At 67.7% G+C, this 16,290-nt stretch carries 14 protein-coding genes; 8 read left to right on the top strand and 6 right to left on the bottom strand.

The annotated features are described in order from the left end of the window. The first annotated feature begins 295 nt into the window (after positions 1-295). From cofD to A5634_RS26140, 4 genes are read left to right on the top strand one after another with little or no spacing between them, the layout of a single operon-like run. Positions 296-1,288 (top strand): 2-phospho-L-lactate transferase, encoded by a 993-nt coding sequence (gene cofD / locus A5634_RS26155; RefSeq protein ID WP_065146930.1) that lies wholly within the window; start codon positions 296-298, stop codon positions 1,286-1,288. An 11-nt stretch (positions 1,289-1,299) separates the two neighbouring features. Next, a complete protein-coding gene (locus tag A5634_RS26150) occupies positions 1,300-2,649 on the top strand; it encodes a coenzyme F420-0:L-glutamate ligase (protein WP_172831799.1) in 1,350 nt (449 codons plus the stop codon). Next, a complete protein-coding gene (locus A5634_RS26145; protein ID WP_065146928.1) occupies positions 2,646-4,226 on the top strand; it encodes a class I SAM-dependent methyltransferase in 1,581 nt (526 codons plus the stop codon). Before A5634_RS26150 ends, A5634_RS26145 begins: the two co-directional genes overlap by 4 nt. Next, positions 4,223-4,762, top strand: a complete 540-nt coding sequence (locus A5634_RS26140) for an NUDIX hydrolase (protein ID WP_065146927.1) — start codon at positions 4,223-4,225, stop codon at positions 4,760-4,762. The genes A5634_RS26145 and A5634_RS26140 overlap by 4 nt, the downstream gene beginning before the upstream one ends. Here the strand turns inward: A5634_RS26140 and A5634_RS26135 are convergent. Genes A5634_RS26135 through rfbD form a run of 3 tightly spaced genes read right to left on the bottom strand, consistent with a single transcriptional unit; the run spans position 4,759 to position 7,670 of the window. After that, positions 4,759-5,838, bottom strand: coding sequence for a sugar phosphate nucleotidyltransferase (locus tag A5634_RS26135; RefSeq protein ID WP_065146926.1), 1,080 nt, complete (start codon positions 5,836-5,838; stop codon positions 4,759-4,761). The genes A5634_RS26140 and A5634_RS26135 overlap by 4 nt on opposite strands. Before the next feature lies 1 nt (position 5,839). Beyond that, positions 5,840-6,769 carry a glycosyltransferase family 2 protein gene (locus tag A5634_RS26130; RefSeq protein WP_065146925.1) on the bottom strand — a complete coding sequence of 310 codons (930 nt, stop codon included), beginning with the start codon at positions 6,767-6,769 and terminating at the stop codon, positions 5,840-5,842. Beyond that, positions 6,762-7,670 carry a dTDP-4-dehydrorhamnose reductase gene (rfbD, locus tag A5634_RS26125; RefSeq protein ID WP_065146924.1) on the bottom strand — a complete coding sequence of 303 codons (909 nt, stop codon included), beginning with the start codon at positions 7,668-7,670 and terminating at the stop codon, positions 6,762-6,764. The genes A5634_RS26130 and rfbD overlap by 8 nt, the downstream gene beginning before the upstream one ends. Positions 7,671-7,734: 64 nt before the next feature. On the opposite strand from rfbD, the gene A5634_RS26120 reads away from it, so the two are divergent. Both A5634_RS26120 and A5634_RS26115 read left to right on the top strand, forming a co-directional pair. Next, complete coding sequence (locus tag A5634_RS26120; protein WP_437340013.1) at positions 7,735-9,213, top strand: LCP family protein; 1,479 nt, start codon at positions 7,735-7,737, stop codon at positions 9,211-9,213. Continuing rightward, the gene (locus A5634_RS26115; RefSeq protein ID WP_216638763.1) at positions 9,201-9,917 is read left to right on the top strand and encodes a TIGR03089 family protein; all 717 of its coding nucleotides are present in this window, start codon (positions 9,201-9,203) and stop codon (positions 9,915-9,917) included. Before A5634_RS26120 ends, A5634_RS26115 begins: the two co-directional genes overlap by 13 nt. 23 nt (positions 9,918-9,940) lie before the next feature. Here the strand turns inward: A5634_RS26115 and A5634_RS26110 are convergent, their stop codons facing one another. Beyond that, on the bottom strand, positions 9,941-11,302 hold the full coding sequence (locus A5634_RS26110) for a PPE family protein (RefSeq protein ID WP_065146922.1): 1,362 nt from the start codon (positions 11,300-11,302) through the stop codon (positions 9,941-9,943). 49 nt (positions 11,303-11,351) lie between these two features. Next, positions 11,352-12,728, bottom strand: a complete 1,377-nt coding sequence (locus tag A5634_RS26105; protein ID WP_065146921.1) for a PPE family protein, SVP subgroup — start codon at positions 12,726-12,728, stop codon at positions 11,352-11,354. Between the two features lie 362 nt (positions 12,729-13,090). Between A5634_RS26105 and A5634_RS26100 the strand changes: the two genes are divergently transcribed. Beyond that, the gene (locus A5634_RS26100; protein WP_065146973.1) at positions 13,091-13,372 is read left to right on the top strand and encodes a DUF1490 family protein; all 282 of its coding nucleotides are present in this window, start codon (positions 13,091-13,093) and stop codon (positions 13,370-13,372) included. A 4-nt stretch (positions 13,373-13,376) separates the two neighbouring features. Next, positions 13,377-15,527, top strand: a complete 2,151-nt coding sequence (gene ctpC, locus A5634_RS26095; protein ID WP_065146974.1) for a manganese-exporting P-type ATPase CtpC — start codon at positions 13,377-13,379, stop codon at positions 15,525-15,527. On the opposite strand, the gene A5634_RS26090 is transcribed toward ctpC, so the two are convergent. After that, entirely contained in the window at positions 15,524-16,186 is a 663-nt protein-coding gene (locus A5634_RS26090) for a cation transporter (RefSeq protein ID WP_065146920.1), read from the bottom strand. The two genes, ctpC and A5634_RS26090, sit on opposite strands and share 4 nt — an antisense overlap. Between the last annotated feature and the right edge of the window lie 104 nt (positions 16,187-16,290).

Raw genomic sequence — 16,290 nt, 5'->3', positions numbered from 1 at the left:
TGATGTACAGATGCCCAATTCGAACAAGTGATCGAATCTCGGTCTGCGACACCGGAACCGGCCGGCCAACCGGGAAATGACACTGATGTGATTAGACACGTGCCGGGGACCCTGGTCAAGCACTTCGGCGCATTTCCATACCATCTCGTGATCGAATTTCGGCGGTTCTGTTGTCCGGGGTGCCCGGCGTGTCGGCCACGAATTGATCACAAGTCCCTTGCGCCACACTGGTTACCGAGAATCATCCCACCATAGCCCGGTCTAAGGATGACCTCCGGGCGGGTACGTTCTTCGTGTGAAGGTCACCGTTCTGGTCGGCGGCGTCGGCGGCGCCCGCTTCCTGCTCGGGGTGCAGCAACTGCTCGGATTAGGCCAGTTTGCTCGATCCGATGACGGCGGCCACGAACTGAACGCCGTCGTGAACATCGGTGACGACGCATGGATCCACGGAGTGCGCGTCTGCCCGGATCTGGACACCTGCATGTACACCCTGGGCGGCGGGGTCGACCCGGAGCGCGGCTGGGGCCATCGCGACGAAACCTGGCATGCCAAAGAGGAACTCGCGCGCTACGGTGTTCAGCCCGACTGGTTCATGCTCGGCGACCGCGACCTGGCCACTCATCTGGTGCGCACCCAGATGCTCAACGCCGGCTATCCGCTGTCGCAGATCACCGCGGCACTGTGCGACCGTTGGCAGCCGGGCGCACAGTTGCTGCCGGCCAGCGACGACCGTTGCGAAACGCACGTGGTGATCAGCGACCCGGATTCGGATCCAGCCACCCGGCGGGCAATCCACTTCCAGGAGTGGTGGGTCCGTTATCGCGCCCAGGTGCCCACCCACAGCTTCGCCTTCGTCGGCGCCGAAAAGGCAGGCGCCACAACCGAAGCCGTTACGGCCATCGGCGAAGCCGATGTGATCATGCTGGCCCCGTCGAACCCGGTCGTGAGCGTCGGAGCGATCCTCGCGGTACCGGGCATCCGCGCCGCCCTGCGTGCATCCACCGCGCCGGTGGTCGGCTACTCCCCCATCATCGGCGGAAAGCCATTGCGCGGCATGGCCGATGCCTGCCTGTCGGTTATCGGTGTGGATTCCACCGCACAAGCGGTGGGCCGCCACTACGGCGCCCGAAGCGCTACCGGAATATTGGACTGCTGGTTGGTGCACGACGGTGATCACGCCGAAATCGACGGTGTCACGGTACGATCCATACCGCTGCTGATGACCGACCCCGCGGCGACGGCCGAAATGGTTCGCGCCGGGCTGGACTTTGCGGGCGTGACGGTGTGACCGGTTCCAGCCTGCCTCCGGCCGGCGAGCACGGCAGCGCCGCGGTGCTCGAAATCCTGCCCGTGCAAGGACTTCCCGAGTTCCGCCCCGGCGACGATCTCGGTGCCACCCTCAGCTCCGCCGCGCCCTGGTTGCGCGACGGCGACGTCGTGGTGGTGACCAGCAAGGTGATTTCCAAATGCGAGGGCAGGCTGGTTCCCGCCCCCGAAGACGAAGAGGCGCGAGACCAATTGCGCCGCAAACTGATCGACGACGAGGCGGTGCGCGTGCTCGCACGCAAGGGGCGGACGTTGATCACCGAGAATCGGATCGGGCTGGTTCAGGCTGCGGCCGGTGTCGACGGATCCAACGTCGGGCGTAGCGAATTGGCGTTGCTGCCCGTCGACCCGGACGCGAGCGCACAGCGGTTACGCGCCGCGCTGCGCGAGCGACTCGGGGTCGAGGTCGCTGTGGTCATCACCGACACCATGGGCCGCGCCTGGCGCAACGGACAGCTGGACGCCGCCATCGGAAGCTCGGGCGTTCCTGTGCTGCACAACTATTCGGGCGCGGTCGACCGGCATGGCAACGAGTTGGTGGTGACCGAGATCGCCGTCGCCGACGAGATCGCGGCCGCAGCCGATCTGGTCAAGGGCAAGCTGACCGCGATGCCGGTAGCTGTCGTGCGGGGGCTGCACCCGGTGGACGACGGTTCGACGGCCCGGCAGCTGGTGCGTGCCGGCACCGAAGATCTGTTCTGGCTCGGTGCCGCCGAGGCCATCGAGCTGGGCCGCGGTCAGGCCCAGCTGTTGCGCCGATCGGTCCGCCAGTTCAGTGCCGATCCGGTGCCGGCGGAGCTTATCGAGTCGGCCGTCGCCGAGGCGCTGACCGCACCGGCCCCGCACCACACCCGGCCGGTGCGCTTCGTCTGGTTACAGAATCACTCCGCGCGGATCGGGTTGCTGGACCGGATGAAAGACAAGTGGCGCCGCGATCTGGCCTGCGACGGCAGGCCCGCCGACTCCATCGAGCGCCGGCTGGCTCGCGGCCAGATCCTCTACGACGCACCCGAAGTCATCATCCCGTTCCTGGTTCCCGACGGCGCCCACAGCTACCCCGACGCCGCCCGTACCCAGGCCGAGCACACCATGTTCACCGTGGCGGTCGGTGCGGCGGTGCAGGCGCTGCTGGTCGCCTTGGCGGTGCGCGGAGTGGGTAGCTGCTGGATCGGGTCGACGATCTTCGCCGCCGAGCTGGTTCGCCAAGAGCTCGGGCTGCCGGCCGACTGGGAACCGTTGGGTGCCATCGCCATCGGTTACGCGGCCCAGCCAGCCGCAGTGCGCGATCCGGTTCCCGTCGCGGACTTGCTGATCCGCAAATGAAGACGTTCGCGGGCAAAGCCGCCGTGTCGGCCGACAAGGTGCGCGGCGGCTACTACACCCCGCGACCCATCGCCCGATTCCTGGCCGACTGGGTAGCCCAAGCCGGGCCGAAGGTACTAGAACCGTCCTGTGGCGACGGGCGGATCCTGCGCGAATTGGCCGGCGTTACTGACCAGGCTCACGGCGTGGAACTCGTCGACGCCGAGGCGGCCAAGGCGCGCGAGTTCGCGCCGGTGGACACCGCGAATCTGTTCACCTGGGCCGGCGGTGTCGGATGGGACGGCGTGGCGGGCAACCCGCCCTACATCCGGTTCGGGAACTGGGCCGCCGAACAGCGCGACCCGGCTCTGGCGCTGTTACGCCGGGAAGGGTTGGCGCCCAACAAGTTGACCAATGCCTGGGTGCCGTTCGTCGTGGCCGCCACCACGTTGGTCCGCGAGGGCGGCCGGGTGGGTCTGGTGCTGCCCGCCGAGTTGCTCCAAGTCGGTTACGCCGCGCAACTGCGTGACTTCCTGGTGAGCCGCTACCGCGAGATCACGCTGATGAGTTTCCGGCGGTTGGTGTTCGACGGTGTGCTGCAGGAGGTGGTGTTGTTCTGCGGCGTCGTGGGCGGTGCGACGGACGGCCCGGCGCATATCCGCACCATCGCGATCGATGACGCCGCTGCGCTCGACGAAGCCGATCTCGACGTGCCCGCGGCCCCGGCGCTGCGCCACGAGAACGAGAAGTGGACCAAGTACTTCCTGAGCCCCGTTCAGATCCAGACGCTGCGCACGCTGGCGGCCGACGACGTCATGACCCGACTGGGCCGCGTGGCCGAGGTGGACGTGGGCATCGTGACGGGGCGCAACAGCTTCTTCACCTTCACCGATTCCCAAGTGCGACAACTCGATCTAGCCGCGCACTGCGTGCCGCTGGTCTCGCGCAGCGCACAGCTGTCCGGCCTGTTCTACGACGTCGATTGCCGTGCCGCCGATCTCGCCGCCGGGCACCGCACCTGGTTGCTCAACGCCTCGGCGGCGGCGTCACCCGGCCCGGCACTCGCCGCGCACATCGAAGCAGGCGAAGCCGCCGGCGTGCACCTGGGCTACAAATGCTCGCTGCGCAAGCCGTGGTGGATTACGCCGTCACCGTGGATCCCAGATCTGTTCATGCTGCGCCAAATTCACCGGGCCCCGCGGCTGACGGTCAACGCCGCGGCAGCCACCAGCACCGACACCGTGCACCGGGTGCGGACCGGGGGCGGCACCGACGCGGCAGCGCTGGCCACGGTGTTCCACAACAGCGTCACGTTCGCGTTCGCCGAGATCATGGGCCGCAGCTATGGCGGCGGGATCCTGGAACTGGAACCACGTGAAGCCGAAGCGTTGCCCATTCCGCACCCGGACCACGCCGACTCCGAGCTGGCCGCGGATGTCGATCTGTTGTTGCGGGCCAACGAGATCGAGAAGGCGCTCGACATGGTGGACCGGCGGGTGCTGATCGAGCGATTGGGCTTGCCGCCACAGCTCGTGGCGGACTGCCGCGCGGCCCATGTCACGCTGCGGGATCGCCGTGCGAGGCGGAAAGCCCAGTGAGTCTTCGGGATTCGGTGATCAGGTTGCTCACCGACTGGCAGGCACCCAACCCGGCACAGGATTCGTTGCGCCAGGCGGTGCTGGGTTTCGTGCTCGCTCGCGAGGACGCCTGCCTGCGCGAGTGCGAGCCCGGCCACATCACCGCGTCCACGCTGGTGCTCGACGATTCCGGCGGGCGCGTGCTGCTCACCCTGCACCCGCGGCTGGGTCGTTGGGTGCAGTTGGGCGGGCATTGCGAGGACGACGACCCCGACATCCTCGCCGCCGCATTGCGGGAAGCCACCGAGGAATCCGGCATCGCCGGACTGCGTCTGCAGCCGAATCTGGTTGCGGTGCATGTCCATCCGGTTACCTGCTCGCTGGGTGTGCCGACACGGCACCTCGACTTGCAGTTCGTCGCGCACGCGCCCGCCGGGGCGCAGATCGTGCTCAGCGACGAGTCGGACGACTTGCGGTGGTGGCCCGCCGACGCGCTACCTCCCGACACCGATCACGCGCTGGCCTACCTGGTGAGTTGCACACGCAACGCCAACTAGACGTCGGACGAGTAGCGGATCCCACCGTCAGGGATCGCGACCCCGGGCCATACCCGCGCGCCGCGCAACAACTCACAGCGCGCGCCGATGTCGGCGCCGTCGCCGATCACCCCGTCGCGGACCAGCGCGCGCGGGCCGATGCGAACACCGAAGCCGATGATCGAACGTTCGATCACGCTGCCGGCCTCCACCTTGACGCCGTCGAAGATCACCGCGCCGTCCAACCGGACGCCGGCCCCAATCTCGGCGCCCCGCCCGACGACCGTCCCGCCGATCAACAGCGCCCCGGGTGCCACGGCCGCGCCGTCGTGCACCAGTTTCTCGCCGCGCTGGCCGTGCAGCGCCGGTGACGGCGCGATGCCGCGAACCAGGTCGGCAGATCCGCGCACGAAGTCCTCCGGAGTGCCCATGTCGCGCCAATAGGTGGCATCGACGTAACCGCAGACCTTGACGTCGTCGGCCGAGAGCAGCGCCGGGAACACCTCGCGTTCCACCGAAACCTCGCGGCCGCGTGGAATCCGGTCGATGATGTCGCGCTGGAAGACGTAGCAGCCGGCGTTGATCTGGTCGGTCGGCGGATCCTGCGTCTTCTCCAGGAATGCGGTGACCCGTCCGTCGCTATCGGTGGGCACGCACCCGAATGCCCGCGGATCGCTCACCCGCACCAGGTGCAGCGTGACGTCGGCCTGATGATCGCGATGGAACTGCAGCAACTGGCCGAGGTCCGCACCGGACAGCACGTCCCCGTTGAAGACCATGACTGTGTCGTGGCGCAACTTGCCCGCGACGTTGGCGATGCCGCCACCGGTGCCGAGCGCGTTCTCCTCGGTCACATACTCGATCTGCAGCCCGAGCTTGGAGCCGTCACCGAACTCCGCTTCGAACACCTCGGCCCGGTAAGAGGTGCCCAGCACCACGTGCTCGATGCCCGCCGCGGCAATCCGCGACAACAGGTGGGTCAAAAACGGCAGCCCAGCCGTCGGCAACATCGGTTTCGGCGCGGACAACGTCAACGGCCGTAACCGGGTGCCCTTGCCACCTACCAGAACCACCGCGTCGACTTGATGGGTTGCCACCTCAGTGCCGCCCTTCTGCCAGATCCAACGCACCCGAAGACTTCCGCGACCGGCGCAGCGCATTGCGCACCATGACCCGCGAGCGCACTGCCAACGATCCCCGCAGCGTCCAGCGCAGCGGGGCCCGCCACCACCCGGAGTGCCGGTCGGCAAGGAAGATATACGTACTGCGGTGATGGGCGGCCAGATGGCTGGCCGGGTCGCGTCCGGTGGAGTGCCCCTTGTGGTGCAGCACCTCGGCCGAGGGCACATAGACCGACAACCAGCCAGCCTTGCCGAGCCGGTCACCGAGGTCGACGTCTTCCATGTACATGAAGTAGCGCTCGTCGAACCCGCCGATCTGGTCGAACGCCGAACGCCGCACCAGCAGGCAGGACCCCGACAGCCAGCCCACCGGTCGCTCGCTGGGTTCGAGGTGCTCCTGGCGATAGGCCCGGGTCCACCGATTCCGCGGCCAGACCGGCCCTAGCACCGCGTGCATGCCGCCGCGGATCAGACTCGGCAGATGGCGTGCTGACGGATACACCGAACCGTCGGGATCGCGGATCAGGGGGCCCAACGCACCGGCGCGCGGCCAGCGGCTGGCGGCGTCCAGCAGCGCGTCGATGCTGCCCGGGCCCCATTGCACGTCTGGGTTGGCCACGATCACCCACTCCTGAACAAACTGACCCCAGCGCTCGTCGCCGTCCTGATCGAGCTTGGCGACGGTGCGATTGACCGCCGTGCCGTAGCCGAGGTTCGAACCGGTCGGCAGCAGCCGCACGTTGGGATAGCGCTCTACGGCCGCCTCGGGTGTGCCGTCGGTGGATCCGTTGTCGGCCAGCAGCACGCTGACTGGCCGCTCGGTAGCCAGCGACAACGACGCCAGGAACCGCTCCAGGTGCGGGCCCGGCGAATAGGTCACCGCTACGACCGGCAGAACGTCAGTCACGCGTAGAGGGTATCGGTCGATCGATCGAGCATGCGGCCAGTGCTGCGACAAGTGCACTGCGCCAGGGCCGTAACGGTGTCAGGCCGGCCGCCGCCCACTGCCGTCCCGACAGCGCGGAATACGCCGGCCGAGTTGCCGGACGCGGAAATTCGTCGCTGCTGCAGGGCTGCACTCGATCCGGGTCGGCGCCGCTTTCCTCAAAGACCGCGCGGGCCTGCTCGAACCGCGATACGACGCCCTCGTTCGCGGCGTGCAGCACCCGCCCGCGCACGTCGGTGCCGGCCAGTTCCAGCAGTGCGGCGGCCAGGTCGGCGGCGTAGGTGGGTGAGCCGGTCTGGTCATCGACCACGTTGATCGGTCCATCACCAGCGGCCAATCGCTGCATGACGGCGACAAAATCGCTCCCGTCGATCCCGCCGGTGTAGACCCAGGCGGTGCGCACCACCACGCTCTCCGGCAGTTCACCCGATACCGCGTGTTCCCCAGCGAGCTTGCTGGCCGCGTACACGCTCTGCGGGCCGGTCGGGTCATCCGGTTCGTAGGGACGGGGCTGGGCACCGCCCGCCAAACCAGTGAAGTCGCCGTCGAACACGTAATCGGTGGACACGTGGATGAGGCGGGCACCTGCCTGCGCGCAGGCGCGGGCCAGGATTTGCGGCCCGGTTGCGTTGACCGCATAGGCGCGCGCTTCGTCGCTCTCGGCACCGTCGACATCGGTGTAGGCCGCGCAGTTGACGACGACGTCGCCGCGCTCGATGAGCCCTCGGGCCGCGGACGCGTCGGTAATGTCCCATTCCGATGACGTTCTGGCCAGCACTTTGCGGCCGGCACGGGTGGCCTGCGCGGTCAGCAGACGGCCCAGCTGCCCGCCCGCACCGGTGATCACAAGCCTGTCTGACATGTGTTCGAGTCTGGCACGCCGGGCTCGGCTACCCGGAAAGCGGCTGTTGCACAAGTAGCCTACAGTGATGCCTGCGCAAAGTGTGGCTCGTGTTACTCGTGTGGTTTGTACGGCACTGGCCGTGGTGGTCGTGCTCGGCACCGGGGTGGCGTGGAGCAACGTTCGCTCGTTCGAGGACGGCATCTTCCACATGTCCTCGCCCTCGCTCGGTCGCGGCGCCGACGACGGTGCGATCGACATTCTGCTGGTCGGGTTGGACAGTCGCACCGATGCGCACGGCAACCCGCTGACGGCCGAAGAACTGGCCACGCTGCGGGCCGGCGACGAGGAAGCCACCAACACCGACACCATCATCCTGATCCGCATTCCCAACAACGGGAAGTCGGCAACCGCGATCTCGATCCCCCGCGACTCCTACGTCGCGGCCCCCGGGTTGGGCAAAACCAAGATCAACGGCGTCTACGGCCAAACCCGCGAGATCAAGAGAACGAGCTTGGTCCAGGCCGGCGCCTCAGCCGCCGAAGCCGCGACAGCCGGAACGCAGGCCGGTCGCGAAGCGCTGATCAAGACCGTGGCCGACCTGACCGGCGTCACCGTCGACCACTATGCCGAGATCGGCCTACTCGGCTTCGCGTTGATCGCCGACGCACTCGGTGGCGTCGAGGTCTGCCTCAAAGATGCTGTCTACGAACCTCTTTCGGGCGCAGACTTCCCAGCCGGCCGACAACGACTCAACGGCCCGCAGGCGCTGAGCTTCGTGCGCCAGCGCCACGAGCTGCCGCGCGGCGACCTCGACCGGGTGGTCCGTCAGCAGGCGGTGATGGCTTCGCTGGCCCACCGGGTCATCTCCGGCAGGACGCTGTCCAGTCCCGCCACACTCAAGCGACTCGAAGCCGCCGTGCAACGGTCGGTGGTGCTGTCCGCGGGTTGGGACATCATGGATTTCGTCCGGCAGCTGCAGAAGCTCGCCGGCGGCAACGTTGCGTTCGCCACCATCCCGGTGCTCGATGGCGCGGGCTGGAGCGACGACGGCATGCAGAGTGTGGTGCGCGTGGACGCACACGCGGTTGCCGAATGGGTCGGCGGATTGCTGCACGAACAGGACCAAGGCAAGACCGAGCAACTGGCCTACACACCCGCCAAGACCACCGCCAACGTGGTCAACGACACCGACATCAACGGACTGGCGTCGGCGGTGTTGGATGTGTTGAGCGCCAAGGGCTTTACCGCGGGTTCGGTGGGCAACAACGACGGCGGCCACGTCAAGAGCAGTCAGGTCCGTGTCGCCAAGACCGACGACCTCGGCGCCCAGGAGATCGCGCGGCAACTCGGCGGCCTGCAGGTCGTCGCCGACTCCTCGATTCCGGCCGGGACTGTTCGTGTGGTGCTGGCCAACGACTACACCGGACCGGGCTCGGGCCTCGACGGCGGCGGCACGGTGACGCCCGCCCGCGCGTCGACCGCCGGGTCCAGTAGCAGCACCGTGCCGGCGCCCTCACCGATCCTGACCGCGGGCTCGGATAATCCGGAGTGCATCAACTGAGCACCCTGTCCGGGGCCATCTTGGACCCGATGCTGCGTACCGACCCGGTCGGTCCGCGCATCACCTACTACGACGACGCCACCGGCGAACGCATCGAACTGTCCGCGGTGACGCTGGCCAACTGGGCCGCCAAGACCGCCAACCTGTTGCGCGACGAGTTGGGCTGCGGTCCCGACAGCCGGATTGCGGTGTTGCTGCCAGCGCATTGGCAGACCGCGGCGGTGCTGTTCGGAGTGTGGTGGATCGGTGCTGAGGCAGTGCTGGACGGCCCGGCCGACGTTGCGTTGTGCACTGCCGACCGACTTGACGAGGCAGACGACGCCGTTGCCGGCGGTGAGGTCGCGGTACTGTCGCTGGACCCGTTCGGACGGCCGGTCCCCGATCTGCCGATCGGCGTGACCGACTACGCCACGGCGGTGCGAGTGCACGGGGACCAGATCGTCCCCGAGGCTCGCCCCGGGCCGGCACTGGCCGCCCGCTCCGTCGAACAGCTACTGGCCGACTGTGCACAATCCGCGGCCGGGCAGGGTGTAACGGCTTCGGATCGGGTGCTGTCGACCGCATCATGGACCACTCCCGAGGACTTGGTGGACGGCCTGTTGGCGGTGTTGTCGGTCGGCGGTTCGTTGGTGCAGGTCGCCAACCCCGATCCGGCGGCCTTGCCACGACGCATCGAGACCGAGAAAGTCACCCGCGTCCTCTAATTTTGGAACTACCGCCGACTGACCTACTGGCCGAACGAGATGTCGAGCAGACTTTTCTTCTGCTCGGTGTATTCCTGTTCGCTGAGCAGTCCAGCGGCACGCTGTACGGCTATCTCGCGAATCGCGACGGCGACACCGGTCATCACGGTCCGCGGAGCGGGCACTACCTCGACGTCCTCGTCCGGTGCATCCTGCGTGCTGCCGGTGCGCCGTACCGCCGCGCCATTCTTCTGGCCGTCCGCGACAACCTGCGGGCCGGCCATCGCCTGCCCGGCCATTGCGCCAATTCCCAGCTGGTTCCAGGTGTTTGCCATGTCGAATTTTGTTGCCGCGTTCGCATTCTCCAGCGCGATGGTCAGTGCGGTCGGGCGCACTTCGGCTGCGGCGACGTGGGTCCAGGTCGGCGGTACCGTCAATCTCCCGATCGTGTTCGCCTGGCCGAAGGCCGCTGAGATCGTCGGCGCAGAAATCCCGCCAGGGGGTAATCCCGCAAGGGGCGCCAGAAACGGCTGCACGGGTGCCGGTCCGGTACCCGGAAAGGCTTCCGTCCCGTTCCAGCCGCTGAAAGTCTCATCGTCATCGACACTCGAAATAGCGGTGAACGCGGCGAAAGGAGTATCCCCGAATGAACCGATTATCTCCGCCGGTATGACCCCGACAAGGGCGATTGCGTCGGTTGGTGTACCCAAAAGGAGCGCAACCAGGGCGAGGAGTTCGAGCTGTTCGGCCTGGGCCGGTACCGCCATTGCCGACAACGCCTGCGGCACAACCGATATGGCCTCTTGCGCAGTGCCGGTGAGGTTGCCGGCCAAGGTGCCGATCTGGCTGATCGCGGCAGCTTGGTCGGCCGTCCCGCCCGGGTCGGTGTTCTGGCGCGGAGGGGTGAACGGAGTCAGCACCGCCGCGGCTGCCGACGACGCTGCGTAGTTGTACATCGCCACGGCATCCTGCACCCACATTTCGGCGTACAGCGCCTCGGTGGCCGCGATCGCCGGTGTGTTCTGTCCCAAAAAATTAGTCGCCACCAGCGCTGCCAGCAGGCTGCGGTTGGCGGCGATCTCCGGTGGCGGGACCGTCGCTGCGAACGCCGCCTCGTAAGCGGCCACCGCGGTCCATGCTTGAGCGGCGGTCTGCTCCGCCCGTGCCGCGGTGGAGCTCAGCCATTCCCCGTACGACCCGGCCGCTGCGCTCATCGCCGCGGATGACGGACCCGACCAAGTCCCGTCGGTGAGTTCGGACACGACCGACTGGTATCCGGCGATCGCCGTATAGAGTTCGTCGGTCACGCTTCCCCAGGCCTGCGCAGCTGAGAGCATCGGCCCCGGTCCCGGTCCGGTATACATCCGGCCGGAGTTGATCTCCGGCGGATAAATGCCGAAATCCACTGCTGCACATACCTCTTCTCGATGACCACCGCATTCGCCCCCGGGTGGTTCAGCGACCGAGCAGTCGGTTCTTCTGCTCGGTGTATTCCTCGTCGGTCAAAATCCCCTCGTCGCGGAGCTTGGTGAATTCGCGTAGCTCGGCCGCAACTCCGGTGACCACAGCCCGAGGCTTGTCGTCGGGCACCTCGCTGTTTTCGCCAGGGGCCGCGGTGTCACCGGCGGTTCTGGCGCGAGCGGGCCCAGCCGCCTTCCTGGCATCCTTGCCGCCGCGCCGTCCGGCGCCGACGGTTCCGGCCATTGCTCGTCCCGCCATGCCGGCCAGTGCCATCTGGGCGAGCGTGCTGGCCGAGCCAGAGCCCGCCACCGGTACCGCGGCGGCGGGAGCCGCGGATCCACCCAGCGCCGGGAGCGTGTACGCGACTGGGCGCACCGACGGGGTGGCAACGGTCCACGCGGGCGGCACGGACAATGCGCCTACGGTGTTCGCCTCACCCAGACCGGCCGACAGCTTCGGCGACGGCACCGTGCCCGCTGGCAAGTTGAGCAGCGGCGCCGGGAACGGCTTCACCGGTGCCGGCTCAGTGCTCGGAAAGGGTTCCACGCCGTTCCAGCCGCTGAGGATTTCGTCGCTGTGAAGACCCACCAGGGTGCCGTAGACGGCCACCGGAAAATTCACCACTCCGAGCGCACCGGCAGGCACACCGAGACCCAAGGTAGCGATGGCCGCTGTTACGGCGGACAGGTCGGCCACCAAGGCCAGCAGGACCAATGGGTCCTCCGCGGCCGCTGCCGGGGTCGCCGCGCTCTGCAGCGCACTGGGCACCGCGGAGAAGGCCCGCTGGGCACTCTCCACGATGCCGGTGGCTTGGACGGCGGCGGCTTGGTTGGCCACACCGCCCGGGTTAGTGGTCTGCTCGGGCGGGTGGAACGGCGTCAGCGCCGTCGTCGAGGCTGACGAGGCTGCGTAGCTGTACATCGCCGCCGTGTCCTGGGCCCACATCTCCCCGTACTGTGCCTCGGTGGCGGCGATCGCCTGGGTGTTGATTCCGAACAGGTTGGTCGCGACCAGGGTCATCAGCTGACTGCGGTTGGCCGCCACCATCGGCGGTGGAACCGTCGCCGAAAACGCGGCTTGATAGGCGGCCGCCGCGGCCTTGGCCTGGCCGGAGGTTTCCTCGGCCTGTGCAGCGGTGACTCGCAACCACGCCGCATACGACGCGGCCGCGGCGCTCATCGACGCCGACGACGGCCCCAGCCAGGGACCAGCGGTCAATGCCGACACCACGGCTTGGTGCGAATTCGCCGCCGAATTCAGTCCGGCGGCGAGCGCAGCCCACGCCTCGGCCGCGGCCAACAACGGTCCTGACCCAGCACCGGTGAACATGAGAGCCGAGTTGACCTCCGGGGGATAGCTCCCGAAATCCATGACTCGTTGCTCCTCGAGGCACTGTGGCCGGGGTGAACTCATCGCGCCGCTCGTGGTGCTGGGACCCGAGGACGGAAATCAGCGGACAAGCCACGGTATATCGGCCGCCGCACACCGTGCCCCCCAATGCGGTCAGCACATATCCCGCACATATATTTCGCAGACTTCCGCTGATCCGGCGACGTGGGGCGATGTGCTGTAGTCCGGCGCGAGCGTGCGCAAAATGTACGGCGACACGCTGGTCAGGCTGGCGTTCTATGGACGTGGCAGCACCCAACACGCGCTGACGCAAATACATGTTGATATTGCGATATTTCGATGTTAACGTCGGCAACGGCGACGACTACCTGGGAGGGTGCGCGATGGCGGTGCAAGTGCTTTTGGCGAAAGCGGCTTCGACGGTGATCACCGGTTTGGCCGGGGTGACCGCCTACGAGGTGCTCAAAAAGGCCGCCAAGAAAGCACCGCTGCACGAGACCGCGGTCAAGAGCGCCGAACTGGGTCTGCGCGGCACCCGCAGGGCCGAAGTGGCCGCGGAGTCGGCCAGACTCAAGATCGCCGACGTCATGGCCGAGGCTCGCGAACGCATCGGCGAGGAGGCGCCCACCCCCGCCGTCGGTGAAGTTCACGACCACGATCACTGAGCACATGACGCTCGCGACAACCGAAGACCCGGCGGTGGTTTCGGATGCCGCCGGCCGGATGCGGGTGATCATCGACTGGGTCCGCTCCGACTCGCGGCGCGCCGTGGCCGTAGAGGAAGCCGTAGCCAAGTGCAACGGCGTGCGGGTCGTGCACGCCTACCCGCGCACCGGTTCCGTCGTCGTCTGGTACTCCCCCCGCCGCTGCGATCGCACCGCGGTGTTGGCCGCGATCGCCGGTGCCGCACAGGTGTCCGCCGAGCTGATCCCCGCGCGCGCACCGCATTCGGAGGAGATCCGCAACGCCGACGTGCTGCGGATGGTCATCGGCGGCGCGGCACTGGCCCTGCTGGGCGTGCGGCGCTACGTGTTCGCGCGACCGCCGCTGCTCGGGCCGAGCGGGCGGGTGGTGGCCACCGGTGTCACCATCTTCACCGGCTACCCATTCCTGCGCGGCGCGTTGCGCTCGGTGGGCTCGGGCAAACTCGGCACCGACGCCCTGGTCTCGGCTGCGACGGTCGCCAGCCTGATTCTGCGGGAGAACGTCGTCGCCCTCACCGTGCTGTGGCTGCTCAACATCGGTGAGTATTTGCAAGACCTGACGCTGCGTCGGACCCGGCGAGCGATCTCGGAGTTGCTGCGCGGCAACCAGGACACGGCCTGGATCCGCCTGGCCGACGGCACCGAGGTTCAGGTGGCGATCGACACCGTCGAGATCGGCGACGAGGTCGTCATCCACGACCACGTCGCGATTCCGGTGGACGGCGAGGTCGTCGAGGGCGAGGCCGTCGTCAACCAGTCCGCTATCACCGGGGAGAACCTGCCGGTCAGCGTCACCACCGGAACCCACGTGCATGCCGGCTCGGTCGTGGTGCGAGGACGCCTCGTGGTGCGTGCCGAGGCCGTCGGCAACCAGACCACCATCGGTCGCATCATCACCAGAGTCGAAGAGGCACAACACGATCGGGCCCCGATCCAGACCGTCGGCGAGAACTTCTCCCGGCGCTTCGTGCCCACTTCGTTCATCGTCTCGGCGATCACGCTGTTGATCACCGGCGATGTCCGCCGTGCGATGACCATGCTGTTGATCGCCTGCCCGTGCGCGGTGGGGCTGTCCACTCCGACGGCCATCAGCGCCGCCATCGGCAACGGTGCCCGACGCGGCATCCTGATCAAGGGCGGATCCCACCTCGAGCAGGCCGGTCGGGTGGACGCGATCGTGTTCGACAAGACCGGCACGCTGACTGTGGGTCGCCCCGTCGTCACCAATATCGTTGCCATGCACAAAGATTGGACCCCCGAGCAGGTGCTGGCCTATGCGGCCAGTTCAGAGATCCACTCCCGGCACCCGCTGGCCGAGGCCGTCATCCGCTCCACCGAGGAACGGCACATCAGCATCCCGCCGCACGAGGAGTGCGAGGTGCTGGTCGGGCTGGGCATGCGGACCTGGGCCGACGGACGCACGCTGCTGCTGGGCAGTCCGGGACTACTGCGGGCCGAGAAGGTCAGGGTTTCCAAGAAGGCCTCGGAATGGGTTGCCAAGCTGCGGGCCCAAGCCGAGACTCCGTTGCTGCTGGCCGTCGACGGCAAGTTGGTGGGTCTGATCAGTCTGCGCGACGAGGTGCGGACCGAGGCGGTCGAAGTGCTGGACCGGTTGCGCGCGAACGGAATTCGCCGGATCGTGATGCTCACCGGGGACCACCCGGACATTGCCCAGGTGGTCGCGGACGAGCTAGGCATAGCCGAATGGCGCGCAGAAGTCATGCCCGAGGACAAGCTCGAGGTGGTGCGCTCACTGCAGGAGGATGGCTACGTCGTCGGCATGGTCGGCGACGGCATCAACGACGCGCCCGCGCTGGCCGCCGCCGACATCGGCATCGCGATGGGGCTGGCGGGCACCGACGTCGCAGTGGAGACGGCCGACGTCGCGCTGGCCAACGACAACCTGCACCGCCTGCTCGACGTCCGCGATCTGGGTGCGCGCGCGGTGGACGTCATTCGGGAGAACTACGGAATGTCCATCGCCGTCAACGCGGCCGGTCTGCTCATCGGGGCCGGGGGCGCACTCTCGCCGGTGTTGGCCGCGATCCTGCACAACGCGTCATCGGTGGCTGTCGTCGCCAACAGTTCGCGGCTGATCCGTTACCGCCTGGACTAGCAACAATCCTTGCCGCGCCAGGCGAGCACACCCTGCCACGCCGCCACGGCCGCTACCGCCAGGCCGATCACCGGATCGATCCACCACCCGGCGGGCCAGGCGGCGGTGACGGCTAGGCCGACCAACACGCCGGCGGCCTGAGCGGCGCACAGATAGTTCTGCGTGCCCTCGCCCTCGGTGGCGCCCGAATGCAGCCGTGCCCCCAACCGGTGATTGGCCCAGCCGAGAATCGGCATCAGCACCAGGGCCAACGCCGTCAGCCCGATCCCGATCAGCGAGGTCTCGGCATGTTCGCGGTCAATCAGGTGTCGGACGGATTCGGCCGCAACATACGGCGACACCAGCCAGAACGACAGCGCGACACCACGCTGAGCGCGTCGTTCGGCAGTATCGGAAAGCGTGCGCGAGCCGGTGAATCGCCACAGCACCATCGCGCTGGCCAGACCCTCGGACGCACCACCCAATGCCCACCCGGTCAGCGCAACAGAGCCGACCAGCAGCCCCTGCCACAGCCCCACGCCGCCCTCGATGAGCAGCACCGCCAGGCTGACCCAGGCCAGTCGGCGCGCCCAAACTACGTTGCGCTGCCAGTCGTCGTCATGAACTACCGGCTTCGCGGCCGCGTGGGCAGGCGCGTGAGAGTGGGCGGCGGTCTCCATCCCGACGATGTTAATGCCGGTTAATGCCGTTGCTCGACGACGAGCCGCAACAGTTCCCGCCGCAGCGTCTCGTTAATCTGTCTAAGCAGTAGCTCGCGGCGGAA

Origin of the sequence: Mycobacterium asiaticum, assembly GCF_001673365.1 — a bacterium.
In the GTDB taxonomy this organism is placed as follows: domain Bacteria; phylum Actinomycetota; class Actinomycetes; order Mycobacteriales; family Mycobacteriaceae; genus Mycobacterium; species Mycobacterium asiaticum_A.
Note: the sequence above shows the minus strand (reverse complement) of the source record. Positions and strands in the feature narration are given on the sequence as shown.

Coding starts and splice junctions, on each gene's coding strand:
- A5634_RS26090 (WP_065146920.1), bottom strand. CDS start 16,186: ATGGAGACCGCCGCCCACTCTCACGCGCCTGCCCACGCGGCCGCGAAG.
- A5634_RS26145 (WP_065146928.1), top strand. CDS start 2,646: ATGAAGACGTTCGCGGGCAAAGCCGCCGTGTCGGCCGACAAGGTGCGC.
- A5634_RS26105 (WP_065146921.1), bottom strand. CDS start 12,728: ATGGATTTCGGGAGCTATCCCCCGGAGGTCAACTCGGCTCTCATGTTC.
- rfbD (WP_065146924.1), bottom strand. CDS start 7,670: ATGTCAGACAGGCTTGTGATCACCGGTGCGGGCGGGCAGCTGGGCCGT.
- ctpC (WP_065146974.1), top strand. CDS start 13,377: ATGACGCTCGCGACAACCGAAGACCCGGCGGTGGTTTCGGATGCCGCC.
- A5634_RS26100 (WP_065146973.1), top strand. CDS start 13,091: ATGGCGGTGCAAGTGCTTTTGGCGAAAGCGGCTTCGACGGTGATCACC.